This is a genomic window from Microbacterium sp. BWR-S6Y (assembly GCF_041379845.1).
GTDB classification, from domain to species: Bacteria; Actinomycetota; Actinomycetes; order Actinomycetales; family Microbacteriaceae; genus Microbacterium; species Microbacterium hydrothermale.
On sequence record NZ_JBFECV010000003.1, the window covers coordinates 148474 to 172803 of the forward strand.

The following is a 24330-nucleotide window of genomic DNA, read 5'->3' on the forward strand; positions in this document are numbered from 1 at the left end:
GACATGCCGCGCTCCCTCGACACCGACGTCGCCCTCCGCACCGACGACCTCTCGCTCGCGCGCAACGGCGTGCGCGTCATCGACGGGGTCACCCTCTCGCTGTCCGCGGGGGAGACGCTCATCGTCCGCGGGGCGACAGGAGCGGGCAAGACCTCGCTTGTGTCACTGCTGGCCGGTCATCCCGACGACGGTCTCACCGTGGTCGGCGGAGACGCGCGCGTGCACGGCATCTCGGCTCGTCGGCCGGGACGCGCCCGTCGGGAGTGGACCTTCCACACCGGATACCTGCCGCAGGGCGCCGGAGCGGGACTCCCGTCGCGGCTGACGGTGCAGGACGTGATCGCCGAACCCATCACCAGTCGTGACCGCCGGGTCAACACCCGCGCCCTCGCGGTGCGCGTGGCGACGCTCCTCGACGAGATGGAGCTGCCGCTGGGCACGGCTCCGAAGTACCCGTACGAGTTGAGCGCCGGCATGCGCCAGCGCGTGGCCCTCGCGCGCGCCCTCGTGCTGGAGCCTCGACTGTTCGTCGCGGACGACCTGTACGCCAACCTCGACGTCGAGGTGCGGGCGGCCGCGCGGGCCTCGATCATCCGCCGCCGCGACGACCGCGGCATGGCGTCGCTCATCGTCACGAACGACGCGGATGCGCCGCGCGATCTGGACGCCGACGTGCTCGTGCTGCACGCGGGGCACACGGTCGCGCTGGGGCACGGCGACGAGACACTGCAGTGGACGCCCGACGGCACGCCCGAGCGACGGATTTCGGCGCGCTGATTTTTCCGGCTGCCCCGGGTGCTGTTAGTATCGTGGGGTTGCCCGCCGCAAGGCGAGCATGATCCTCGGTAGCTCAATTGGCAGAGCAATCGGCTGTTAACCGATAGGTTCTTGGTTCGAGTCCAAGCCGGGGAGCCACGAAAGGCCCGGAGTCTCGCAGAAGTCGCGAGGTCCGGGCCTTCGTCGTCTCAGCCGACCGCGATCGGGAGATCCTCGTCCGAGCGCGGCGGGTGCGCCACCAGTTCGCGCGCCTGGGCGGCGTCGAGGTGCGCGGGGAACAGCGTGCGCGAGAACCGCCCGCGCGGGTCCTCCTTCGCGCGGGGGAGCGCGATGCGCGCCGCCTCCACCAGAGCGACCGCGGCCCGACGTTGAACCGGGTCCATCGCGAGCCCACCGTGGCGGCGCAGCACTCCCGCGGCAGCCGCCCCGAGCCGCCGACGGCGAACCGCCCGTCAGGGCGCGCCGGGCGAACCCTTCCCGTTGCCGTGCGATGCGCCCGGGCCCGGACCGTTCGCCTCGCCCTTCCCGCGGCCTGGTCCCGGGCCGCCACCGTTGCCGGCTCCGTTGCCCGCTCCGTTGCCCGCTCCCGGGCCGGTGCCGGGTGCGGGCTCCGAGATCGGAGGGGCGGCGGGGGCGGGCTCGACCGGGGTGGTGTCTGCGGGCGCCTGATCGACGGTCGGCTGGTCGACGGAGACAGGGTCCGCGGGGGCCTGTCCGGACGTGGCATCGCTGCCGGTGTCCGCGACCTGTTGGACGGTGGGGGCTGAAGGCTCCGTCGAGGGCGACGGAGCGGGGCTCTCGGCGACGACCGACGGCCGCGGAGACGCGACGTTCCCGCCCGCGGGCGCACCGCCCGACCCGGCGACGGAGAACGCCACGAGGTGTCCGGCGACGACGACCGCCGCCGCCACGCCCACTCCGGCCCACAGCCGGTGTCGTCGACGCGACGGAACCGCCGCGGCCTCCGTCTCGCCGCGGAGTGACGCGGGGTCGGCCGGAGCCGCGATCACGGTCGACGGCTTGGACAGCCTCTCGGTCGCGACCGCCCCGCCCATCGCCACGCCCGCCAGGCCGAGGTCGGCCCACGCGGCATCCGTCGTCACCGTCACCGGTCCCGTGTCGGCCGCGAGCGTCTCCGCCCCCGCTGCCAGCACCGCCGCCCGCGCGGCGACATCGGAAGCGGACGGCCGCGACGACGGATCGTGCGCGGTCATGGCCGTGAGCAGGGACCGCCAGGCGTACCCAAGGGTCGAGGGCACGTCCGGCTGCCGGGCGAGCCGGGCGAGCAGGGTCTCCTGCACGGAGCCCCCGCCGAAGGGGTGCAGACGGGTGAGCGCCTCGATCGTCAGGAGTCCGAGCGCATAGACATCGGATGCCGCCTGCGGTGCCTCGCCGCGCACCTGCTCGGGCGCGAGGTAGGCGGCGGTACCGATCACGGTTCCCGGGGTGGTCAGGCGCGTCGCGTCGACGAGGTGGGCGACGCCGAAGTCGGCCAGCACCGCCTCGAACCCGCGCGCCGCGCCGCGGACGGGGCGGAGGAGGACGTTCGAGGGCTTGATGTCGCGGTGCACGATGCCCGCGTCGTGCACGACCGCCACGGCCGCCGCGAGGTCCGACAGGATGCCCGCGACCTCCACGGGGGAGAGGGGCCCCTGTTCGATTCGCCGCTGCAGCGACGGACCGTCGATGAGCTCCATCACGAGGTAGACGTGGTCGCCGGCGTCGAGCCGGGCGTCGTACAGCGTCACCAGCGACGGGTGATCGAGCGCGGCCAGCGCCCGCGCCTCCGACATGCGGCGCAGCGGCTCGGCGTCGTCGCTGCGGTCGGTGAAGAAGATCTTCACCGCGACGTCACGGCGCAGCACCTCGTCGCGGGCGCGGAACACCCGCCCCATCCCGCCGGCGCCGATGCGCTCGGTGAGCACGTAGCGTCCACCGAGGATGTCGCCCGCGTGGGGCAGCGGCGCGTCGAGTGCGTGGTCCATCGAATCCTTCACGGTGGGCGCTGCGTGAGCGCCACGGAGGCGGTGGGAGGCGGGTGACGATCCACCCCTGCGAACGCTACGTCGGCCGCACTGCGCCCCCATGGGGGTGGCGGTGCGCGCGACCGACGCCGATAATGAGCGTCTCAGTCGGATCCCGACGACCCGCTCGACCACACCGCGCGCGCGCCGCTGTCGCCGACCTGCACCACGGAGAAGGTGGTGGCACCGGCGACCACGATCGCCACGATCGCGATGGCGATCGTCGCCACGCGTCCGCCGGCACGGCCGCCGCCGTCCCGTCGGTCGGCGCGCCGCGCGCGCAGTCGGAACCAGAGCCACTGGCCGGCCGCGACGATGAAGAGTCCGATCGCCCACGGCAGCAGCTGATCACCGAGCTCGGTGTGCCGCTCGAGCACGGCCGACTCGGGAACCTGGCGCTCCAGGGCCTCACCCGCCTCTTTCGCCAGCGGCACGAAGATCAGCGCGACGAGAGCCACGATCGGGGTCAGGATGCCGAGACGGCGGCGCGCCGCCGGCCAGACGCTGCCGACGACGACCATGAGGGCCGCGAGGGGGATGAGCACCACGACGGCGTGAACGAGCAAGGGGTGGGCGGGGAGGCCCGCGATCTGCCACATGCGCACATGGAACCACCGGTGCGTGATCGGACATCGGGCTTGCGCGAGCCGGACAGACGTGCTTGCCGAGGACGGACGACGTGGGAGCGCTTCCACTAAGCTCTCTCCGGTCGATCCCGACGGCCGGGAAGGACGTTCCGTGACCACGAGCCACGCGGGCAGGCGCCGCGACCTGCAGGGGCTCCGCGCCGTTGCGGTGCTCGCGGTCGTCTCCACCCACCTGACCGGGTGGCCGCGCGGCGGCTTCGTCGGCGTCGACGTGTTCTTCGTCCTCTCGGGGTTTCTGGTCACCGGCATCCTCCTGAGCGACCTGCGCGAGGCGGGGACCGTGCGCCTGACCGCTTTCTTCGCGCGGCGCGTGAAGCGCCTCCTCCCGGCCGCGGTGCTGGTGCTGATCAGCGTCGTGGCGCTCGGCTCCGTTCTGTTCTCGACGACCCGCGCCGAGAGGACGCTCCTCGATGCGCTCTCCGCGCTCGGGCTCGCCTCCAACTGGAGGTTCGGGTGGGAGGGCCGCGACTACTTCGCGACCACCGACATGTCGCCGTTGCAGCACTTCTGGTCGCTGTCGGTCGAGGAGCAGTTCTCGCTGGCATGGCCGCTGCTGGTCCTCCTCGCCGTCGCCATCCTTCCGGCGATCGCCCGACGCGGACGTACGGCTCGCGTGCTGATCGCCCTGCTCGCGCTCCTGGTCGTCGTCGCGTCGGGTGCCGCCGCGGGGATGTTCACCCCGACCGATCCGAGCCTGGCGTATTTCTCGACTCTCACGCGGGTCGGAGAACTCGCCGTGGGTGCCGTCATCGCGGCCGGTGCCGCTCCGCTCGCCCGCCTCCCTCGAGCCGTCGGGGGTCTGTTCTCCTGGCTGGGCGTCGCGGTGATCGCCACGTCGTTCGTGGTCGTCGACCCGGATGCCGCCTTCCCCGCCCCGTGGGCCGCCCTCCCCGTCGCGGGCGCGGCGCTCGTCATCGCCGGAGGCGTCGGCGGCGATCCGCGTCACCGGCCCCTGTTCGTCCTGACGAACCCGCTCGCGGTGGTCATCGGCGACCTCTCGTACTCGCTCTACCTCTGGCACCTGCCCGTCATCGTCTTCGCCGGCATCCTTCTGCCGCCGGGCCCGGGCGCTCTCGCCATCACGGCTCTGGCGATCGTCGTACTGTCGGTGGCGACGTTCCTCGGGGTCGAGCAGCCCGTGCACCGGATGCCCTGGCCGCGCCACGCCGGACGGGCAAATGCCGCGCCCCCGGCCGCCGGATCGGTCGGTGCCGCACCCGCCGTCGTCGCGGCGACCTCTGCAAGCCCTGTGGCGACGCCCGCGCGCACGAGGGCCGCGTCCGCACGCGCGGAGGAACCGTCACCGCGCCCGAGGGCGCTGGCGTCGCGTCCGGCGGGCTGGGTCCCCGGGCAGCGGTACTACCCGGGCGCGCGGCCCCCCGCGATCGAGCCGGGCGCCCCCGCGACCGAGCCGGGAAGCCCCGCCGCGACGCCGGGACCGGGCGCCCCGGCCGTCGTCCCCGCCGTGACGGCGGCGACCTCCCGCGGTCCCCGCGTCGAGACCGCTCCGGCGGCGACCGCACCATCCCCCGCGCCGGGAGGAGACACCACCTCCCTCGACGTCGGTCCGACTGAGACGTCCCCCTCGCGCCCGACGGACCGAGACGAGTCCTGGTCGACCTGGAGGGCGCGCTTCGCCCCGCGCACGGCGATGGCCCTCGCGACGCTGGTGATCGGCGCCGGCGCGACGGTTCTCGCCGTCTTCGTCGCCTACGGAGCGCCGACCCTCCCGGGGGTTCCCCTCGTCGCGGCTCCACCGGCCGCGGTGGCCGCTCAGGACGACGACGCCCTGACGCGCCTTCAGAGCGACCTCGCGGCCGCGGCGACGGCGAACGCGTGGCCCGAGCTGCATCCCTCCCTCGACGACGCGATCCGCGACTCGTCGGCGACGAACCGGGCGCACGAGTGCTTCACGCCCGATCGCACCCCCGATGCGTCGAGCTGCACTTGGGGAGACGCCGGCGCCTCCCACCACCTCTCCCTCGTGGGGGACTCCAGCGCGATGGCCTATGCGCCGGCCTTCGCCCGTCTCGCGGAAGAGAGCGGCGGCGCGTGGCGGGTCACGACCGTCGGCATGTACGGATGCCGCTTCACCGACGTGCTCATCGAGAGCCGCGACCCCGCGGTCACGGCCGGCTGCGACGCGCGGAAGAACGCCGTGGCGGCGATGGTGGCCGCCGATCCCGCGGATCTCCTCGTCGTCTCGAACGCGTTCACCCTGGCCCGCACCGTCGACGGGCGGGATCTGGATGCCGCGGACCTGGCATCCGCCACCGCACGCGAAGTGGCCGGATGGGTTCCGGCGGGACGCACCGTGCACCTCGCACCTCCGCCGCACGGCGCCGACCTCGGCCGCTGCTTCTCGCCCGTCACGGGGCCGGGAGCCTGCCTGTCGGCCGTCGACGACGTGTGGACGCAGATGGAGTCGGCGACGGAGGCGCAGGCGGCGACGACCGGCGACGCCGCGATCAGCGCCCTCCGCTTCACCTGCTGGCAGGGCGTCTGCCCGGCCTTCGCGGGGCAGACGCCCGTGCGATACGACGACACCCACATCACCCCCGCCTACGCCGAGCGGCTGACGCCCATCCTGCGGGGCGAGCTGACGTCACGCGGCCTGTGGTGAGCGCCCGACGACGCGACCGCGATCTGCGCGCGTCCACGCACGACACCCGCGGGACGCCTCGCGCGGCGGCGCGTGCCCCGGGCGTCGCAACGGTGTGAGAGCATCACCGGAGGCCCCGCCGTCCCGGCATCCCGAGGAGACCACCGATGCATCCCCCCACGCGCCGTCGCGCGTCGCGCACCGTCACCGTCGGCGTCGTCGCCGCGCTCGCCGCGACCCTCACCGGGTGCGGTCAGGGCGCGAACGTGTCGGAGGACTACGCGCAGATCTGCCGCGACAACGCGACGGAGAAGCGCCTGCCCGACGACGACTGCAACAACCACGGCGGCAGCGCGCACTGGTACTACCTCCCGATCGGTTCGAGCGGGCGGACGGTCCCCGCGGTGGGCCAGCCGACGACAGGCGGCGTCGACGAGCTCCCCTCCGGCAAGACGGCGGCGCGCGGGATCTCGAGCGACGGGGCGAGCGTGTCGCGGGGCGGCTTCGGCGGCTCCGGGTCCGACGGAAGCCACGGCGGCTGATGCGCCGCATCGAACTCGACCCCCGCCCCGACTGGGAACGTACGATCAAGCAGTCGGGACTGATCTACTCGCGCACCCTGCGCGACGACGGATCAGCGGTGGAGTACTGGAACGACGCCGCCGCCTACGTCTTCACGCTCCCCGAGGTCGAGCGGTTGGAGAGGGAGACCGAAGAGCTGCACCGCATGAGCCGCGAGGCCGCGCGCTATCTCGCGAGCGGCGAGATGGGCACCCTCGGGCTCGACCCGCGGGCGTTCGAGTTCGCGCAGTGGTCGCTCGAACAGGACGAACCCGACGTCTACGCGCGCTTCGATCTCGCCTACGACGGCGACGGATCGCCGGCCAAGATGCTCGAGTACAACGCCGACACCCCCACGGGACTCATCGAGGCCTCGGTGACCCAGTGGTTCTGGCTGCAGGACCGGATCCGTACCGGGGCGCTCCCCGCCGACACCGACCAGTGGAACGGGCTGCACGAGGCCCTCGTCGACCGCTGGCGGACGCTGCTGCACCGCTCCCTCAGCGAGGGGGAGGGCGGGCGGCTCTTCGTCGCCCACTCGGACGCCGACATCTACGGCGAGGACTGGGACACCGTCGCCTACATGCGCGACCTCGCCGCGGAGGCCGGGTGGGAGCACACCGGCATCGAGATGAAGGACATCGGCTGGCACCACGGCGCGCGGCAGTTCGTCGGCGTGCCCGAGCCGTGGGGTTCCTCACGCAGCGTCGCCGTGCTCCCCGGCGACGAGCCCGGCACGCAGTACCCCGTGATCCGCAACCTCTTCAAGCTCTACCCGTGGGAGGACCTCGTCTCGGGTGAGGACCGCGTCGTGGGCGATCAGGAGTTCGGGGCCCTCCTCATCGCGGGGCGCGGCCTGTTCGGCCGCTGGTACGAGCCGGCCTGGAAGATGCTCCTGTCGAACAAGCTGCTGCTCGTCGCCCTGTGGCGACTGTTCCCCGGTCACCCGAACCTGCTCCCCGCCTACGCCGACGGTCCGAACGGCATGACCGACTTCGTCGTCAAACCCGTCTTCGGTCGTGAGGGGGACGGCATCCGCGTGCACCGCGCCGACGGGAGCGTCGCCTCCAACGGCCAGGAGTATCGACGCGAGGGCCGGGGTCGCGAACGTGTGTGGCAGCAGTATCACGAGCTGCCCGACTACCCCGGGAGCCGGGGGAGCAACCACCCGGTGCTCGGGTCCTGGGTGGTGAACGACGAGGCCTTCGGCGTCGGCATCCGCGAGTCCGACGGCCCCATCACCGACTACTACTGCCGTTTCGCCCCGAACATCATCGAATCCTGAGCATCCGGATGCCGGCGGGCCCGGCGACCCCGACGCTCAGGCGTCGATGTCGTCGACGCCCGGCATCCACGACGCGCCCGGCTTGCCCCACTTGCGCTTCTTCGCGATCTTCGCCACGACCCGGGCGTCCTCGTCGTCGAGTCGGTCGACGTACAAGATGCCGTCGAGGTGGTCGAACTCGTGCTGAAGGATGCGCGCACGCCACCCCGTGACCTCGATGCGCACGGCGTGACCGTCGAGGTCGGTGCCGGTCAGCAGGGCCGCCTCGGACCGGCGCAGGGGGAAGCGCTCGCCGGGGAACGACAGGCAGCCCTCGCTCTCGTCGTCGGGATCGGGATAGCCGGGCTCGAGCGGACGGATCCACAGCTCGGGGTTGATGACGACGCCGCGCCACGGCTGTCCCTCGTCGTCTTCGTACGTGTACGTGAAGATGCGCAGCCCGACGCCAACCTGGGGCGCCGCGAGACCGACGCCGGGAGCGGCGTCCATCGTCTCGAACATGTCGGCGACGAGCTGACGCACCTCGTCGGTGATCTCGTCGACGCGGGCGGCGGGAGCGTGCAGCACGGGATCACCCATGATGCGGATCGGGAGTACGGCCACGTCACCAGCCTAACCAGCGGGCGTGCGGTTATCGTCGGAGGGTGACTCCGCTCGATGCAACCCTCAGCGACGGAATCGATCAGCTCGTCGGCGTCTTCCGCGATCCGCGCATCCTCCTCGGCATCCCGCTGGCGCTGCTCGGAGCGGTGTTCATGTCGTTCGGGGCGCAGTACCAGCACCGTGGCGTGCAGAAGGTCGAGCGCCTGTCGGGCAAGACCACCGGCGGCCTCTCGCGCAAGCAGCTCACCTCGCTGCTGACGCGTCCGTCGTGGGTGGCGGGCACGCTCATGCTGGGCCTGGCGATCGTGTGCCAGCTCTCGGCCCTGTCGGTCGCCCCGCTGATCCTGGTGCAGCCCCTCGGCGCGATCGCGCTGGTGATCACGACCGTGCTCAACGCGCGGGTGTCGCGCCACAAGCCGACGCGTCAGTCGCTGCTCGCGATCGCCCTGTGCGTCGGCGGCATCTTCATCTTCGTCACGATCGCGGCGTTCTTCGCCACCGAGCACGTCATCACCGAGCGCGAACTGCTGATCATCCTCGGCATCCTGGCCGTGGTCGTGCTCGTCTTCGGCGTGTTCTGGGTGCTCGTGCGCCGCCGCGCGCAGGCGCTGTTCTACATCATGGCCGCGGGCGTCATCTACGGGTTCGTGGCGACCCTCGCCAAGGTCGTCATCAGCCGCGCGCAGGCCGGGAACTTCGAGTGGCTCACCCTGCTGTGCCTGGTGGCCCTCCTCGCCGCGGTCGCGGTCGGCGCGTACTTCGTGCAGACGGCCTATTCGGTGGGCCCGCCCGACCTGGTCATCGCGGGCCTGACGGTCATCGACCCGATCGTCGCGGTGCTGATCGGGCTGCTCGTGCTCGGCGAGGCCTCGACCGCTCCGGCGTGGGCGCTCATCGGGTTCGTCATCGCGGGCGCGATCGCCACGTGGGGTGTGGTGCAGCTCACCAAGCACCACCCGCAGATCGCCGCCGACGGCAAGCCCGCGAGACCGCGCGTGCACTGACGGGCGCGGGGATGACCACCGCGCACCGCTCCCCGCTCGAGGGTGAACCGGCCGCCGCGACGATCGGCCGCGCGTACTTCGCCGTCCAGGCCGTCGCGGGTGCCGCCTGGTGGGTCGCGGTCTTCACCGTGCCGCTCGTGCGCGAGGCGACGCTCGGAGCGCTCGACCCGATCGCCGTGGCCGCCGTCGACATCCCGCTGTTCGTCGTCGCCTCGGGGCTGGCCGCGGTGCTCTCCGGGCGTGCGGCGATCGGCGCGGCGAGCGTGGCGACCGTGTGGACGATCGTGGTCACCGCTCTGCTCGCGGTGTACGCGACGGTCACCGCCCTCGCGGGAGTCGGTGTGATCCTCATGATCGCGGCGAGCGTGGCGGCGGTCGGGGCGTGGTTCCTGCTGGCACTCGGGCGCATACCGACCGAGTGGCTGCTGGTGGGCCCGTTCGCCTTCCGCCCCGCGCGTCCGCGTCGCACGCCCCTCGTGCACGTCGTCGTCACGCTCGGGCAGATCGTCGTGTTCTGGGGCCTGTTCCTCGTCGTCTTCCCGCTCATCATCGACGCCCTCGAAGCGCGGTGGGGCCTGTCGCTGCCCGCATCCGTCGGTGTCGCGATCGCCGGCGTCCTCGTGGTGCTGTCGGCGAGCGGTCTCGGGCTGTGGTCGGCGGCATCCCTCACCGTGAAAGGCGACGGGACCCCGCTGCCCTCGGCCATGCCGAACCGGCTGGTGATCGCCGGTCCCTACCGGTTCGTGCGCAACCCCATGGCGATGGCCGGGATCGCGCAGGGCGTGGGGGTGGGACTGATGATGTCGTCGTGGATGGTCGTGGCGTACGCGCTCGCGGGCTCCCTGGTGTGGAACTACGCGATACGCCCGCACGAGGAAGCCGACCTGTCGCGCACCTTCGGCGACGCCTACCGCGCGTACGCCCGTGCGGTCCGGTGCTGGGTGCCACGGCTGAGGCCGGTGGACTGATACCGACGGGAAGCTGATCGACGGCGTCGGTCGGGGCCGGTCGCTTTCGAGATCGGGGTCGGGATGCCGCTAGGCTCGTCATCGCTGGGGGCGGTGGCCAAGCTGGTCAAGGCAGCGGGCTCATAACCCGACGATCGTGGGTTCAAGTCCCACCCGCCCTACTCTTCCTCCCCGACGCGGGGCCCTCGTGGAGCGTCGCCCCGCTGCGCCGCGCGGGAGCGCACGAGTTCGACACCGAGCCGACCGATGTCGGAGGCCGCCGCTACGGTCGGGCGCATGGCGGAGAGAGTGCAGGCCTGGTGGGCGCGCCGGCAGTGGTCGAAGGGGCTCGACGTGCCCTATCCGGTGGGGACGTATCGCGAGGCGTGGGCGCCGTTCCCCGCGCTCGTGCGGCAGTACCACCCCGACCTCAACGCCGGTATCGCGCTGAGCCAGGTGCCTCCTGCGGCGGAGGTGCTGCTGCTCTGGCAGTGCGACGCAGGCCACCGGTTCGCGGCGACCCCGGGGGAGCAGCGCCTGCGCCCGGGGCGCGAGCGACGGCGCAGCGCCTGGTGTCCCGAGTGCAGCGAGAGGGCGAACCCCCGTCTCACCGTGGCGCTGCCGATGCGGGATGCCGTCACCCTGCCCGCGATCACGGGCAACGAGGTCCTCCGTGCCCGACGCCCGCGACCCGCCCTGCGGCTGTGCGAGAAGACACCGGATGTCGCGGTGGGAGAGGCGTTCGTCTCCGTGTGCGCCCCGAAGCCCGCCTCCGCGATCGAGGCGCGCGTGCGGGCCGATGTGCGGGAACGGCTGGACCTGCGCGACGAGTGCACCGCGGTCCGCGTCGCTCGACCCTTCTTTGAGCACCTCGAGGTCTGGCCCGACCTGGTGTTCCCCGAACTGCGCATCGCCGTCGAGTACGACTCGATCGGTCGACACGGGCTGGAGCACGTCGGACGGCGGGAACAGGCCGACCGGCGCAAGGATCGCGCGCTGCGCGCCGCGGGATGGGAGGTCGTGCGGCTGCGCACCGCGAAACTCGAACCCCTCGGTCCCCACGATCTTCGGGTGACGACCTGGAATCGTGCGGCACGGGACCGGCTGGTCGACGCGTTCCGCGGCATCCGGGGTCCGCTGCTCGTGGATGCGTACCTGCGATGAAGCGCCGACAGCGTGTGGTCGTCGAGCGCTCCCGCCGAAGGCCTGCGCCTCGCCGGGCGACGTCCCGGGAGGGGAGGGTGCGTCAGCGACGCCCCGAGGAGCGATCCCACTCCAGCGAGCGGAACTGCAGGTACGTGCACAGCCGCGCCGCGTCGAGCACCACCGCCGCGACGGCCCCCAGTTCGAGGGCGCTGAGCGTGGAATCCTCGTCGCGGGCGGGGATCGTGAGCTCCCACAGCGGGTCGTCGAACGCCCGCGGCTGCATGTACACGGTCAGGGGCGAGTCCTTCGGCCGCATGATGACCAGCCCGGTGTCGAGGTCGTCCTCGCCGTCCTGCGGCACGACGTCGACGCGCGCCCCGTTCAGGCCGGACTCCGCGAGGTAGTCGTCGACCCAGGCCTGCAGGATCTCGCGACTGCGGCGCGGGGGGAAACCGATGTCGGAGCTCACCGACTCATCATCGCACCGCGACCGGGCGGTGAGGCGACGCGCCCCGCACTGCCCTGCTCGGCCCCGCCCCGCCCGGGATGCCGGCAGCGCGCCGGTCCCGGGCGGGGTCTGGCTCACGAGCCGTGCGCCTCCTCCGACACCGGCTGCCACTCGCGCCACGTCTGCAGCCGCGACGCATAGTCGCGCTCGGCGATGCCCAGGGGCGCCTTGCCGAAGAAGATGCGCAACGGCGGGTTCTCGGCGTCCACGACCTTCAGGATCGCGGAGCGGGTCGCTTCCGGGTCACCGGGCTCGGCGGCCGACGGCCGCTTGGCCGCCTGCTCGCGCACCTCGGCGTACGCCTCGATCTCGTCACTGCGCTTCGCGGAGGGGCCCGACCAGTCGGTCGAGTATCCGCCGGGCTCGATGAGGGTCACGTGTATGCCGAATCCGGCGACCTCCTGGGCGAGCGACTGCGACAGCCCCTCCAGCGCCCACTTCGACGCGTGGTAGACGCCCACCGAGGGGAACGCGCTGATTCCTCCGATGCTGGAGACCTGGATGATGTGCCCCGATCCCTGCGCGCGCATGATCGGCAGAGCCGCCTGAGTGACCCACAGCGCTCCGAAGAAGTTGGTCTCGAGCTGGGCGCGCACCTCGTCCTCGGCGAGCTCCTCGACCATTCCGAAGTGTCCGAACCCGGCGTTGTTGACCACGATGTCGAGGCGGCCGAACTTCTCGTGCGCGGCCTTCACCGCGGCGGTGTCGGCCGCGTGGTCGGTCACGTCGAGCTGCAGCGGGAGGAAGGTGTCGGGGTAGGCGTCGACGAGCGCCTGAACGTCGTCGAGGTCGCGGGCGGTGCCGGCGACGCTGTCGCCGCGCTCGAGGGCGGCTTCAGCCCACTCGCGGCCGAAGCCCTTGGACGCGCCGGTGATGAACCAGATCTTGCTCATGGGAGTCCTTGCGGGAAGGGGGAGGGTGAACGCGAGCGACGGTACGCCGCGTTCTTCGGCCCTTCGGACGGCTTGACAGCCCGGCACGAGCGCTCGGACAACCGTCCTCGCCGAGCGGATCGGGGCGGCATCCTCCCCTCGGGGCGCGAAACCGCCGCTCCGAGGGGAGAACTCCGCCCCGAACCCCCTAGCGCGCAGCCACCTCGACGCCCTCGCCCGGTCCGGGCAGGATCTCGCGCAGCAGGTCGTCGAGGGTCACCACCCCGACGAGGCGCTCTCCCTCGACCACCGTAGCCAGTTGCACGCGCCCGCGGCGCATGCGCGCCAGGGCGTCGTAGGCGGATGCCGTGGGCTCCAGCAGCAGCGGTTCGCGCGCGATCTCGATCGCCGGCGTCGACGGATCGACGGCCAGCGTGTCGCGGACGTGCGCGACCCGCGACGACGCTCCCTGGCCGACGAGGATGCGCAGGTGGGTCGACGAGGCGGCCACCCGCTGGATGTCGGCGACCGTCGCCTGCGCCGACACCGCGGTGGGGGAGCGGTCGGTGCGGACGATGTCGCCCACGGTGAGCGTGCCGAGGGCGATCGCCTGCGCGATGGGCTCGGAGTACTGCCGCTCGAGCGTGCCGGCCTGACGCGAGTGCGCGACGAGCTCGCGGATGGTGTCGGCGTCCTGCCCGCCGGCGGCGGCCTTGTCGACGGGCTCCACGCCCGACGCCTTCACCAGGCGGTTCGCGATGTGGTTGATCCACAGCAGGAACGGGCGCAGCGGCCACGTGAGGGCGCGGGCCAGGATGCCGGTGGCCTTCGCCGCGGTCTCGGGGTGGGCGATCGCCCACGACTTCGGCGCCATCTCGCCGATCACGAGATGCAGGAACGTGACGACGATCAGCGCGAGCATGAACGCGATGATGTCGGCGAGCACGTAGGGCAGCCCCCACGCCTCGAACATCGGGGCGAGGGCGTAGTCGATCGCCGGCTTGGTGATCGCTCCGAGCAGGAAGGTGCACGCGGTGATGCCCAACTGCGCGAAGGCGAGCATGACGGTCAGCTCGTTGACTCCGCGCAGGGCCGCGCGCGCGGAGGCGCTGGTGGCGGCCTCCTCCTCGAGCCGGTGCCGACGAGCCGCCAACAGGGCGAACTCGACGATGACGAAGAAGGCGCTCGCGATGATGAGCGCCGTGGTGATGAGCGCGACGGTCCAGCCGTTCATCGGGTCACCTCCTCATCGCGGGCCGCGCGGTCCAGCTCATGCACCTGCACCCGCAGCTGCGACGGCACATGGCGGTCGACCTCGACGACCTCGACGGCGAGCCAGCGCTCGTAATCGAGCCCCTGCACGGTCTCGGAGGCCCGCTCGGGCAGGTCGATGCGCACGATTCCGCCGACCGGCGGGAGATCGCCGTGCGTCTCGATGACGAGCCCCGCGACGGTCTCGACGTCGCTGTCGGCGAGGTCGAAGCCGATGAGCCGCTCGAGTTCGTCGAGGTGCAGGTCGCCGGGCACGCTCCACGCGTCGTCGCCGACGGCGGCCACCTCGGCCACCTCGGCGTCGTGCTCGTCGGAGAGCTCGCCGATGACCTCCTCGGTCAGGTCCTCGATGGTCAGGATGCCGTCGAAGTTGCCGTACTCGTCCACGACGCACGCGAGCTCGTTACGGGTGTGCCGCATGCGATCCAGCGCCACCGGCAGCAGCATCGACGTCGGGATCACGACGGCCGCGCGCATGACGGAGGACACGGGAGCGGCATCCGCCGGCTGCTCCCGCAGGATGTCGATCAGTTCGACGACGCCCACGGGGGAGTCCTCGTCGCCGATCACGGGGTAGCGGGTGTGGCCCGTCGCCATGAGGGCCCGCACCTCGCCCACGGTGGTGTCGGGGGAGACCGAACCGACCTGCGAGCGCGGGACCATCGCGTGCTCGACGTCGCGCTGGGGGAAGTCCAGGATGCGGTCGATGATCATCGAGAGGTCGTCGGGCAGATCGCCGCTCTGCCGCGACTCCTCGATGATCGCCTCGAGGTCGCGCGCCGTGGCGCTCTCGTCGACGTCTTCGAGGGGCTCGATGCGCAGCAGACGCAGCAGGGCGTTGGCGGCGACGTCGAAGACCGTGATGAGCCAGCCGAACAGCAGCAGGTAGATGCGCGTGGGCACCGCGAGGGCGCGGGCGAGGGGTTCGGGGTTCGCGATCGCGAGGTTCTTCGGGTACAGCTCGCCGAAGATCATCGTGACCACCGTGGCGAGCAGGAGGGCCCCCACGGTACCGATGAGCACCGAGACGGCCGGGTCCACGCCGACGCCGCCCAGCAGCGTGCCGATCGACTCGCCGATCAACGGCTCGGCCACGTAACCGATCAGCAGTCCGGTCACGGTGATGCCCAGCTGCGCGCCCGACAGCATGAACGAGGTGCGCTTGGTGATCGCGAGGACGCGCTTCGCCTGCGCGTCGCCCTTCTCGGCCCGCGCGGTCAGCTTCGCCCGGTCGACGGACATGTAGGCGAACTCCTGCGCGACGAAGAATCCGCACGCGACGATGATCGCCAGAGTGACGATGATCCCCAACAGAAGCGTCAGGGCCGCGGCCAGCATCAGATCTCACCCCCTCTCGAGAAGAGGGGGCTCGAAGATCGGCCCTCCTGGTCGGTGGAGGTGCGGTGATGGCTCACGGGTTTTCTCTCTCGTGGGTCGGGTGATCGCAGATCGCCCCTCACGCTAGCGGCGCGAGGTCACGGCATCCTGGGGATTCGCCCCCATCCCGCCGGGAGTCGCGGTCACCGCGCACGGGGCGGGGCCGCGCCGTCCGTCGACGCGGCCCCGCACCGATCCACGCGTCAGGGCATCGCGTGGCGCAAGGTGCGGAACGCGGATGCCGCCAATGCCGCGGTGAGCACGAGCCCCACGAGCGCGAGTCCGAGCGCGCCGGCCCGCGTCACCGCCTCGACCACCGTCGGCCACGATCCGGTCGCCGTGACGAGCCACACGATCACCACCAGCCCCACACCGACCCCGACGAGGGTGAGCGTCGTCACGGTCGCGCCGAAGCGCTTGTAGACGGTCGCCGCCCAGAAGCCGATGACGAAGAAGAACATCGCGATCGCGAAGTAGACCACTCCGGCCGCCAGGGCGCCGGCGTCCCACACCCAGGGCATGAAGAAGAACCACCCGTTCATGCCGTAACCGCCGGTCGCCTGTTCGATCAGGCCGCCCACGACGAACACCGCCGACAGCAGCACCGCCGTGCCGACCGCCGTGAGCAGGGTGCCGCTCCAGAACTCGCGACGCGTGACGCTCATCGCCTGCGAGAACGGGAACGTCCGCGTCAGGGCCTGCACGCCGATCGCCAGGAAGTACCACAGCGGGGCCTGCACGCCCCCGCCAATCTTCACGCCCGACGCCCCGGCCGACTGGATGATGCCGTACAGCGCGAGGCTGATCCCCAGGCTCCCGAACAGGATGATCAGGGGGATCCACACGAAGGTCTGCCGGTTGATCAGCTGCATGCGGACGACGTTCAGCGTGCGGCTCATCGCAGCGCTCCTTCCTCGATGCGCTCGCCGCGGGTCTGCGCGGCGTGGCGGGTGGTTCGGACGACGAGCTCCTGCAGCGAGACCGGGACGATCTCGACGCGGGAGGCGGTGAGGGCGCGACGGTCGGTCTGCGACAGCGGACCGGCGACGATGACGGATGCCACCCGGCCGAGCCCCTCGCGGTGCAGCACCTCGCGGTCGGCGCAGAACGCGTCGACCGCGCCGACGTCGCCGACGAGAGTGACGGCCCGATCGCGCACCGCGTCGGTCTCCTCGTCCATCACGATGCGCCCGCGGTCGAGTACGACGACCTTCTCGAGCAGGTTCGCGACCTCGTCGATCAGGTGGCTCGACAGGATCACCGTGCGCGGATGGTCGGTGTAGTCCTCCCGCAGGCGGTCGTAGAAGATCTGCCGGGCCACGGCGTCGAGGCCGAGGTAGGGCTCGTCGAAGAACGTGATCTCCGCGCGGGAGGCGAGCCCGATGATGATGCCGACCGCCGACAGCTGCCCGCGCGAGAGCTTCTTGATGGCGCGCGTGGTCGGGAGCTGGAACTCATCGATCAGGCGCTCCGCCAGGTTCTGGTCCCAGTGCGGGAAGAACAGTCGCGCGGACCCGAACGCGTGCCGGGGCTGCGCGTCATCGGGGTACTTCTGACTCTCGCGCACGAAGCACATGCGCGACAGCACGCGCGCGTTCTCGTACGGCTCCTCACCGAAGATGCGCACCGATCCCGCGGTCGCGATGTTCTGCGCGGTCAGAATCGACATCACGGTGGTCTTGCCGGCGCCGTTGCGGCCGAGAAGGCCCGTGATGGTGTCCTTCTCGACGCGGAACGATACGTCGTCCACCGCGACCGCGTCGCGGTAGCGCTTCGTCAGGTTCGAGACCTCGATCACGGCGGTCATCGCAGCGTCCCCTCGGTCAGACCGGCGGCGGAACCGATCCCGGCGCGCTCGCGGATGAGATCGGCCAGGTCGTCGGCCCCCAGACCCAGGGTGCGTGCCTCGGCCAGGAGCGGGTCGACGAAGCGATCCGCGAAGGCGGTGCGGCGCTCGCCGAGGAGCTGGGCGCGCGCCCCGGGGGCGACGAACATGCCGATCCCGCGCTGTTTGTAGAGGACGCCCTTGTCTACGAGCATGCTGATTCCTTTCGCCGCCGTGGCGGGGTTGATGCGGTGGAACGCGGCCAATTCGTTGGTCGAGGGAGCGCGGCTCTCCTCGGGGAGGGAGCCGTCGACGATCTGGTCCTCCACGCTCTCGGCGATCTGGAGGAACAGAGCCCGGCCGTCGTCGATCATGTGATCTCCGTCTGTTGGTTACCTACTTGACTAAGTAACCATGCAACACGGACGAAGGGCGCGTCAAGTGCCGCCGACGATGCAGCCCCGCGACCGCTACCGATATATCGGTCGGATGCCGCCGACACCCCCGAACAGTGAAATACTGAAGGTCCCCGCATTGCCTCGCTTCCCGGCGTGGTCCCGCCCGTGCTCTACCGGTACGCTTCAGCGCGCCAGAAAAGGACCCGTCGTGGGAAGACTCATCTACCGAGACCGCGCATCGTTCGACATCGACGACCGCATCCTCGCCCACCTGCGCATCGTCGTCATGAACAAGTTGCGTCGCAACGAGGGATTCATGCTGCAGCTGCCCGTCAACGAGGGCGTCCGCCAGGCCAGCCTGTGGATCCACGCCTCGAACGCGCTCGTCATGCAGTTCTACGGGGGACGCGAGCCCGCGATCGATCGCGAGCTCATCGACCAGATGATGCACGACGCCAGCGGTGCGGACGGCCTCACGTTGACGGCCGCGGGGATCGCTCCGCCGCCCGCCCCGGCCCGTCGTCCCGTCGGGCGCACCGCGTCCTGACGCGCACCCGCGTGCGGCCGGCGCTCGCGGCATCCTGATCCCCGCCGGTCGCGGGAAGACGGATGCCGCGGCGCCGACGCTCCGGAAGGTTCGCGCGCGGGCGTCGCCCCGCTCAGTCGGCGGCGAGGGGCAGATCGATCTCGAACCGCGCGCCCCGGTCCCCGGCAGCCGTGCAGCGCACGTCGCCGCCGTGGGCGCGCGCGATCCCGCGGGCGATCGGCAACCCCAGGCCGACGCCCGCGGCCGAGGCCCGCGCGGTGTCGAGGCGCACGAGCCGGTCGAAGATGCGCTCCCGCTCGGCGACGGGAACCCCCGGCCCGTCGTCGGTCACTGAGATGACGGCGCGGTGAGCGCGCTCCTCGAGCGCGAGGTCGATACGTCCGGTTCCGTCCGTGGCCCGCGCGGCGTTCTCGACGAGGTTCGCCACCACCTGCGCGAGCCGGTCGACGTCCACGCGTGCCATCACGGCCCCCTCCGGCGACGTCGTCCGCAGCCGCACCGAGGGGTGCACGAGCGGCACCCGACGCGCCTCGGCGTCGACGAGCGTGCGCAGGTCGACCTCGACGCGCTGCAGCTCGAGCCCCCGGTCCACGCGCGCCATCATCAGAAGGTCGTCGACGAGCCGCGACGCACGGCCGGCCTCGCGCGCGACGTGGGCGGCCAGCAGCTCGCGCTCGGGTCCGTCGAGGTCGGCCCGCACGAGGGTGTCGGCGGCCGCCCGGATGCCGGCGACCGGTGTGCGCAGTTCGTGCGCCGCGTCCGACAGGAACGCCCGCAGCCGCTGCTCGGCTTCCCGGGCGGTCTGCTCGGCACCGACGACGTCGTCGAGCATGTCGTCGAGCGCCGTCGCGACGCGCCCGATCTCGGTGTCGGCGCGGGTCGGACGCAGCCGACGCCCGCGTTCGCCGGCGCCGATCGCCCGGGCCACCTCCGACACGCGGTCCAGCGGCCGCAGACTGCGGCGGACGACCAGGGTCACGGCGCCCGCCGCGAGCACGAGCACGCCGACCGACGCGACCGCCATGATCCACCGCACCTGCGCGAGCGTCTCGCCCACGCCGACGGCCGAGGCCGTGAGGGTCAGGACCGAACCGTCGCTCAACGTCGACCGCAGAGTCACCAGTTGGTCGTCGCCCGAGACCTCGGATGCCACCACCTGCACGCTGCTCGAGGGGGCGGCCTGCGGCGTGGATCGGTCGCCGGGGCCGCCGGCACCCGGGCCGCCCGGCCCCGGAGGGGCCTCGCGCAGCTGCTCGGGACTCGGTCCGGCGACGATCGACTCGCCCCCCGCGCCGTCGATGCGCACCGCGAGACCCTGGTCCGACAGGCGTTCGGCGAGGTCGGCGTCGTCGACCGTGCCGACGAGCGACGCAGTGGCGGCCGCGCGATCGCGCAGGCGGTCCTCGATCTGCCCGCGCAGGCGCGCGCCGAGCGCCACGTCGACCACGACGGCCAGCACGACGAGCAGCAGCGCGACGAGCGCCACGACGGCCACGATCGTGCGCCGCCGCAGAGAGCCCGACCTCAGCACGGGAGTGGTCACGGCGTCACGCTCAGCCGGTATCCGAGGCCGCGGACGGTGTGGATCAACCGGGGTCCGTGCTGCTCCATCTTGCGGCGCAGGGCGCTGAGGTGCACCTCGACGAGGTTGGGGTCGTAGTCCTCGTACCCCCACACCTGGGTGAGGATCTGCGCCTTCGACAGCGTGCGTCCGCGGCTCTCCGCGAAGAGCTGGAGCAGGCGGAACTCGGTGGCCGTCAGATCCAGCGACGCTCCCGCGCGGTGGGCGGTCGCGGCATCCGGGTCGACGAGGAGGTCGCCGATCGCGAGGGTCTGCGGAAGGCGCCCGCGCCGACGCAGCACCACCCCGGCCCGCGCGACGAGCTCCGCCATGGTGAAGGGTTTGACGACGTAGTCGTCGGCGCCCTCGGCGAAGCCGCGCAGGCGGTCGTCGACCTCGTCGCGCGCCGTGAGCATGATGACCGGGATGTCGCCCGTCGCCCGCACGAGGGGGAGCAGACGGATGCCGCTGGGCCCCGGCATCATCCAGTCCAGGATCACGAGATCGGGGCGGAACCGCTCGAGCCGGGCGCTCAGATCGCTCCCGTCGGGAGCGGCCTCGGTCACGAAGCCCTCGGAGCGCAGCGCGGTCTGGACGGACACGCGGATCGTCTCGTCGTCGTCGAGGACGAGCACGCGGGCGGGAGCGGACATCCGACCGACGTTAGAGCCACCCCCTGAACGCGGGATATGGCTTGCGTATGCGCTCGCCCGTCGGCGACCGGCTTCAGGTTCGCTTCAGTCCCGGCTCGAAGTCTGGTCTCAGGAGCCGGTGAACGCCACCGGCACAGGAGGAGATCATGAACGACGACGACAACCCCACGCAGCCGCTGCCGCGTCTGGACGACACCGCCGAGCCGCGCCGACGCAGCTGGCGCCGGCCCGCCCTCATCGCGGGTGCGGTCATCGTGGCCGCCGGCCTCACCGGAGGAAGCGCCGCCCTGGCCGCGCAGACCGGCGGAGGGGCGACCCTCGCGTCGGCGACCTCTGCCCCCAGCGCCGACGGGGGCTCGACCGGTCCCGGCAGCGCCCCGACGCCCGGATCGACGCCCAGCGGCGCACCCGCCGACGGCACGGCCCCCACGCCCGGGACCGTCCCGAGCCCTGCCCCGACAGACGGCACCGCTCCGGCCGCGCCCGGTGGAGGCGCAGGACCCGCCGAGTGCGGACCCGGCGGTGCCGGTCCCGCGGGCCCCGGTGCGGGAGGCCCGAAGGTCGAGGGGGAGAAGCCCGCCCCGCCGGCTCCGCCCGCCGACGGTTCGGCCCCCACTCCGCCGACCGACGGCAGCGCCCCCACCCCGCCGGCACCCCCGGCCGACGGCACCGCCCCCACGCCGCCCGCCGACGGTTCGGCCCCCACCCCGCCGGCCCAGCCCGGCAGCTGAGCCGGCGCCGACCGCGCTGACCGACGCGCCCACGCTCCCGCGTGCAGCGCGCGGTCAGCGCGGTGCGGCACGATCGTATGGTGGCCAAGACTCGCAAGCGGCGCCCCTCCGCGGCCCGCGTCCGCGTGCTCCGCCGCCGCCGGATCGTCGCGGGCGTCACCGCTGCCACGCTCGTCGCCCTGATCATCGCGGCCCTCGTGCCGTTGATCACCCTCACGCGCGCGTGGAACGCCGCCTGGAACGCCGAGACGCGCCGCGAGGCGGTCGACTTGACCGCGTTCGACGCGGGGTCGCTCATCTCCGACGACGACTTCTATGACGGCGACGCCCTCACCGCCGATCAGATCCAGGCGTTCCTCGACGACCAGGTCGGCGCGTGCACCTCGGACACGTGCTTGGCGAACCTGGAGGTGGATCTCCCCGCCCGCGCACCGATCGTCTCGGATGCCACGGGCCGCACGATCTGCGAGGGCTGGGACGGGGGACGCCTGACCGCCGCCGAGGTGATCGACCGGGTACAGCGCGCGTGCGGCATCTCGGCCAAGGTCATCCTGGTCACCCTGCAGAAGGAGCAGAGCCTCGTGGTGGGTCGGACCGCACGTGCCCCGAGTCCCGCGCAGCTGGGCGCCGCGATGGGCGCCCGGTGCCCCGACGACGCCGCGTGCGATGCGGGCGTGGCGGGCTTCGCGGAGCAGGTGGCCCAGGGCGTGACCGACCTGAAGTCGTACAGCGCTTCGGACTTCATGCGCCAACCCGGCACGCACTACATCGCCTATTCACCTGACCCCGCCTGCGGCGGGAGCGACGTCACGATCGCGAACGAGGCCACCGCCGCGCTGTACAACTACACCCCCTATCAGCCCAATCCGGCCGCTCTGGCCGCCCGCTGGGGCGCCGGCGACGCGTGTTCGGCGTACGGGAACCGCAACTTCGCGCTGTACTGGGCGCTCTGGTTCGGCTGAGCCGCGCTGTCGGCGGAATCACAGTGTTGTGATTTCGTTATGCGCGGGCGATAATTGCCGGGACAACCGAACAGCCGCCGTGCTCCATCACAGGTCGTAGGGGAAGACGTACCTGACGAAGGAGAGACCATGGCGATCACGTCTTCGCGCGGAGTGATCCTGATCCACTCCGCGCCCCGCGCGTTGTGCCCCCACCTGGAGTGGGCGGTGGGACGCGCTCTCGGCCGTGCCGTCAACTTCGACTGGGCCGACCAGCCCGTGCTGATGGGCAGCCGTCGCGCGGAGTTCTACTGGGAGGGTCCCGTCGGCTCCGGTGCGGCCCTCGCGAGCGCCATCCGCGGTTGGGAGCACCTGCGCTTCGAGGTGAGCGAGGACCCCACGCCCCGCAGCGACGGCGGTCGCTGGATGCACACGCCGGGGCTCGGCATCCACTACGCGCAGACCGACGCGTCGGGCAACGTCGTCATCGGCGAGGACCGCGTGCGGTACGCGATGGAGGTCGCCGCGGGCGATCCCTTCGAACTGCAGCGCGAACTCGACGTCGCCCTCGGTTCCGCGTGGGACGAGGAGCTCGAACCGTTCCGTCACGCGGGCGACGATCAGCAGATCGTCTGGCTGCACAAGGTCGGCTGAGACCGCCGGGCGGGGAGGCGCCACTACCGGAGGCCGGTGTCCGCACCCGGCGCCGGGACCGCGTATCCCCGCTCGGACGAAAGAGAACGCCCCCTGGCATCCCCGATCGCAGTCGGAGGGATGCCAGGGGGCGTTCTCGTCGGATCAGACCGAGGCGATCGCGACGACGGCGTTGTGTCCGCCGAAGCCGAACGAGTTGCTGATCGCGAGCTGGTCGCCGGCCCCGAGCTCGATGGGCGAGCCGGAGAGGGCGAACGGGACCTCGGGGTCCTGCTCGGTGAGGTTGATCGTGGGCGGAGCCACGCGGTTCTGCAGCGCGAGGACGGTGAAGATCGCCTCGAGGGCGCCCGTGCCGCCGAGAAGGTGACCGGTGGAGGCCTTCGTCGCCGAGACCGGGATCTCGTCGACGCGGTCGCCGAACACCGCGCGCAGCGCCTTGTATTCGTTCGGGTCGCCGACCGGGGTCGAGGTCGCGTGCGCGTTGATGTGCGTGACGTCGTCGACCGACGCTCCGGCCATCTCCAGCGCCAGGTGGACCGCACGGGCGGCACCCTGACCCTCGGGGTCGTTGGCGGTGATGTGGTACGAGTCGGCGGTGACGCCTCCGCCCACGATCGAGGCGTAGATCTTGGCACCGCGCGCCTTGGCGTGCTCCTCGGTCTCGAGGATCAGCACGCCCGCACCCTCGCCCATGACGAAGCCGTCACGGTCGATGCTCGCGGGCCGCGAGGCGGTCTCGGGGGAGTCGTTGCGCTTGGACAGCGCCTGCATCGACGCGAACGAGGCGATCGTGATCGGGTGGATCGCCGACTCGGTGCCGCCGGCGATCACGACGTCGGCCAGGCCGTCGCGGATGTGCTGCACGGCGTTGACGATCGACTCGGTGCTGGACGCGCACGCGGAGGCGACCGTGCGGGCGAAGGCGCGCGCGTTGAAGTGGAGGGAGAGGTTGCCGGCCGCCGCGTTGGGCATGAGCATGGGGACCGTCATCGGCATGACGCGACGCGGGCCCTTCTCGCGGAGGGTGTCCCAGGCGTCGAGCAGCGTCCAGACGCCGCCGATCCCGGTGGCGAAGTCGACGCCGAGGCGGTCGGGGTCGATGTCGGGGCTGCCGGCGTCTTCCCAGGCCTCATTCGCCGCCACCATCGCGAGCTGGGAGGACGGGTCGAGGCGCTTGGCGACGGGTCGCTCGAGCACGGTCTCGGGACGCACGAGCGCCTCGGCGGCGAACGTGACGGGCAGGTTGTACTGCTCGACCCACTCGTGCTCGAGGGAACGGGCGCCGGAGGTGCCGGCGAGCAGGGCGGACCAGCTCTCGGGTGCCGTTCCGCCGATGGGCGAGGTGGCTCCGATGCCGGTGACGACGATGCGGGGTGTGCTCATGAGCGAGGAATC

25 protein-coding genes and 2 tRNA genes are annotated in these 24330 nt (G+C 72.1%); 13 read left to right on the plus strand and 14 right to left on the minus strand.

Annotated features, from left to right (window positions below; genetic code table 11):
- Positions 1 to 3 precede the first annotated feature (3 nt).
- Positions 4 to 777, plus strand: a complete 774-nt coding sequence (locus tag AB1K56_RS07730; RefSeq protein WP_264630858.1) for an ATP-binding cassette domain-containing protein — start codon at positions 4 to 6, stop codon at positions 775 to 777.
- A 62-nt stretch (positions 778 to 839) separates the two neighbouring features.
- Positions 840 to 915, plus strand: a tRNA-Asn gene (locus AB1K56_RS07735).
- A gap of 50 nt (positions 916 to 965) precedes the next feature.
- On the opposite strand, the gene AB1K56_RS07740 is transcribed toward AB1K56_RS07735, so the two are convergent.
- From AB1K56_RS07740 to AB1K56_RS07750, 3 genes are all read right to left on the minus strand, one after another.
- A complete protein-coding gene (locus AB1K56_RS07740) occupies positions 966 to 1160 on the minus strand; it encodes a hypothetical protein (RefSeq protein ID WP_371205181.1) in 195 nt (64 codons plus the stop codon).
- Positions 1161 to 1229: 69 nt separating this feature from the next.
- Complete coding sequence (locus tag AB1K56_RS07745; RefSeq protein WP_371205182.1) at positions 1230 to 2762, minus strand: serine/threonine-protein kinase; 1533 nt, start codon at positions 2760 to 2762, stop codon at positions 1230 to 1232.
- 143 nt (positions 2763 to 2905) lie between these two features.
- Positions 2906 to 3400, minus strand: a complete 495-nt coding sequence (locus tag AB1K56_RS07750; protein WP_371205183.1) for a DUF2231 domain-containing protein — start codon at positions 3398 to 3400, stop codon at positions 2906 to 2908.
- A 139-nt stretch (positions 3401 to 3539) separates the two neighbouring features.
- Here AB1K56_RS07750 and AB1K56_RS07755 point away from each other — a divergent pair, with 139 nt between their 5' ends.
- The 3 genes from AB1K56_RS07755 (at position 3540) to AB1K56_RS07765 (ending at position 7896) form a co-directional block, all read left to right on the plus strand.
- Positions 3540 to 6071: an acyltransferase family protein gene (locus AB1K56_RS07755; RefSeq protein WP_371205184.1), complete on the plus strand. Its 2532-nt coding sequence runs from the start codon at positions 3540 to 3542 to the stop codon at positions 6069 to 6071.
- A gap of 146 nt (positions 6072 to 6217) precedes the next feature.
- Entirely contained in the window at positions 6218 to 6592 is a 375-nt protein-coding gene (locus AB1K56_RS07760; RefSeq protein WP_136585576.1) for a tRNA-dihydrouridine synthase, read from the plus strand.
- Entirely contained in the window at positions 6592 to 7896 is a 1305-nt protein-coding gene (locus AB1K56_RS07765; RefSeq protein ID WP_371205185.1) for a glutathionylspermidine synthase family protein, read from the plus strand. Before AB1K56_RS07760 ends, AB1K56_RS07765 begins: the two co-directional genes overlap by 1 nt.
- Before the next feature lie 36 nt (positions 7897 to 7932).
- On the opposite strand, the gene def is transcribed toward AB1K56_RS07765, so the two are convergent.
- On the minus strand, positions 7933 to 8499 hold the full coding sequence (def, locus tag AB1K56_RS07770; RefSeq protein WP_136585578.1) for a peptide deformylase: 567 nt from the start codon (positions 8497 to 8499) through the stop codon (positions 7933 to 7935).
- Between the two features lie 41 nt (positions 8500 to 8540).
- On the opposite strand from def, the gene AB1K56_RS07775 reads away from it, so the two are divergent.
- The 4 genes from AB1K56_RS07775 to AB1K56_RS07790 all read left to right on the plus strand — a co-directional run bounded on the left by AB1K56_RS07775 (position 8541) and on the right by AB1K56_RS07790 (position 11614).
- A complete protein-coding gene (locus AB1K56_RS07775) occupies positions 8541 to 9503 on the plus strand; it encodes a DMT family transporter (RefSeq protein WP_371205186.1) in 963 nt (320 codons plus the stop codon).
- An 11-nt stretch (positions 9504 to 9514) separates the two neighbouring features.
- Entirely contained in the window at positions 9515 to 10471 is a 957-nt protein-coding gene (locus tag AB1K56_RS07780; protein ID WP_371205187.1) for an isoprenylcysteine carboxylmethyltransferase family protein, read from the plus strand.
- 87 nt (positions 10472 to 10558) lie between these two features.
- Positions 10559 to 10632, plus strand: a tRNA-Ile gene (locus AB1K56_RS07785).
- 115 nt (positions 10633 to 10747) lie between these two features.
- Entirely contained in the window at positions 10748 to 11614 is an 867-nt protein-coding gene (locus AB1K56_RS07790) for a zinc-ribbon domain-containing protein (RefSeq protein ID WP_136585581.1), read from the plus strand.
- An 82-nt stretch (positions 11615 to 11696) separates the two neighbouring features.
- Here the strand turns inward: AB1K56_RS07790 and AB1K56_RS07795 are convergent, their stop codons facing one another.
- From AB1K56_RS07795 to AB1K56_RS07825, 7 genes are all read right to left on the minus strand, one after another.
- The gene (locus tag AB1K56_RS07795) at positions 11697 to 12065 is read right to left on the minus strand and encodes a hypothetical protein (protein ID WP_136585582.1); all 369 of its coding nucleotides are present in this window, start codon (positions 12063 to 12065) and stop codon (positions 11697 to 11699) included.
- A gap of 113 nt (positions 12066 to 12178) precedes the next feature.
- Positions 12179 to 12997, minus strand: a complete 819-nt coding sequence (locus AB1K56_RS07800) for an SDR family oxidoreductase (protein ID WP_371205188.1) — start codon at positions 12995 to 12997, stop codon at positions 12179 to 12181.
- Between the two features lie 187 nt (positions 12998 to 13184).
- Entirely contained in the window at positions 13185 to 14210 is a 1026-nt protein-coding gene (locus tag AB1K56_RS07805; RefSeq protein ID WP_371205189.1) for a CNNM domain-containing protein, read from the minus strand.
- The gene (locus AB1K56_RS07810; protein ID WP_371205190.1) at positions 14207 to 15586 is read right to left on the minus strand and encodes a hemolysin family protein; all 1380 of its coding nucleotides are present in this window, start codon (positions 15584 to 15586) and stop codon (positions 14207 to 14209) included. Before AB1K56_RS07810 ends, AB1K56_RS07805 begins: the two co-directional genes overlap by 4 nt.
- Before the next feature lie 242 nt (positions 15587 to 15828).
- Positions 15829 to 16524 (minus strand): hypothetical protein, encoded by a 696-nt coding sequence (locus tag AB1K56_RS07815; RefSeq protein ID WP_371205191.1) that lies wholly within the window; start codon positions 16522 to 16524, stop codon positions 15829 to 15831.
- Positions 16521 to 17432 carry an ABC transporter ATP-binding protein gene (locus tag AB1K56_RS07820; RefSeq protein ID WP_371205192.1) on the minus strand — a complete coding sequence of 304 codons (912 nt, stop codon included), beginning with the start codon at positions 17430 to 17432 and terminating at the stop codon, positions 16521 to 16523. Before AB1K56_RS07820 ends, AB1K56_RS07815 begins: the two co-directional genes overlap by 4 nt.
- The gene (locus AB1K56_RS07825; protein WP_371205193.1) at positions 17429 to 17824 is read right to left on the minus strand and encodes a GntR family transcriptional regulator; all 396 of its coding nucleotides are present in this window, start codon (positions 17822 to 17824) and stop codon (positions 17429 to 17431) included. Before AB1K56_RS07825 ends, AB1K56_RS07820 begins: the two co-directional genes overlap by 4 nt.
- A 232-nt stretch (positions 17825 to 18056) precedes the next feature.
- On the opposite strand from AB1K56_RS07825, the gene AB1K56_RS07830 reads away from it, so the two are divergent.
- Complete coding sequence (locus tag AB1K56_RS07830; protein WP_205822589.1) at positions 18057 to 18395, plus strand: ATP-dependent DNA ligase; 339 nt, start codon at positions 18057 to 18059, stop codon at positions 18393 to 18395.
- Positions 18396 to 18507: 112 nt separating this feature from the next.
- On the opposite strand, the gene AB1K56_RS07835 is transcribed toward AB1K56_RS07830, so the two are convergent.
- Entirely contained in the window at positions 18508 to 19938 is a 1431-nt protein-coding gene (locus AB1K56_RS07835) for an ATP-binding protein (RefSeq protein ID WP_371205194.1), read from the minus strand.
- Positions 19935 to 20609, minus strand: coding sequence for a response regulator transcription factor (locus AB1K56_RS07840; RefSeq protein ID WP_136585590.1), 675 nt, complete (start codon positions 20607 to 20609; stop codon positions 19935 to 19937). The genes AB1K56_RS07835 and AB1K56_RS07840 overlap by 4 nt, the downstream gene beginning before the upstream one ends.
- Positions 20610 to 20755: 146 nt before the next feature.
- On the opposite strand from AB1K56_RS07840, the gene AB1K56_RS07845 reads away from it, so the two are divergent.
- The 3 genes from AB1K56_RS07845 (at position 20756) to AB1K56_RS07855 (ending at position 22935) form a co-directional block, all read left to right on the plus strand.
- Positions 20756 to 21340, plus strand: a complete 585-nt coding sequence (locus AB1K56_RS07845; RefSeq protein WP_371205195.1) for a hypothetical protein — start codon at positions 20756 to 20758, stop codon at positions 21338 to 21340.
- 80 nt (positions 21341 to 21420) lie between these two features.
- Entirely contained in the window at positions 21421 to 22302 is an 882-nt protein-coding gene (locus AB1K56_RS07850) for a hypothetical protein (protein WP_371205196.1), read from the plus strand.
- A 129-nt stretch (positions 22303 to 22431) separates the two neighbouring features.
- Entirely contained in the window at positions 22432 to 22935 is a 504-nt protein-coding gene (locus tag AB1K56_RS07855) for a DUF3145 domain-containing protein (RefSeq protein WP_076675660.1), read from the plus strand.
- A gap of 144 nt (positions 22936 to 23079) precedes the next feature.
- Here the strand turns inward: AB1K56_RS07855 and AB1K56_RS07860 are convergent, their stop codons facing one another.
- Positions 23080 to 24318: a beta-ketoacyl synthase gene (locus AB1K56_RS07860; protein WP_371205197.1), complete on the minus strand. Its 1239-nt coding sequence runs from the start codon at positions 24316 to 24318 to the stop codon at positions 23080 to 23082.
- Positions 24319 to 24330 lie beyond the last annotated feature (12 nt).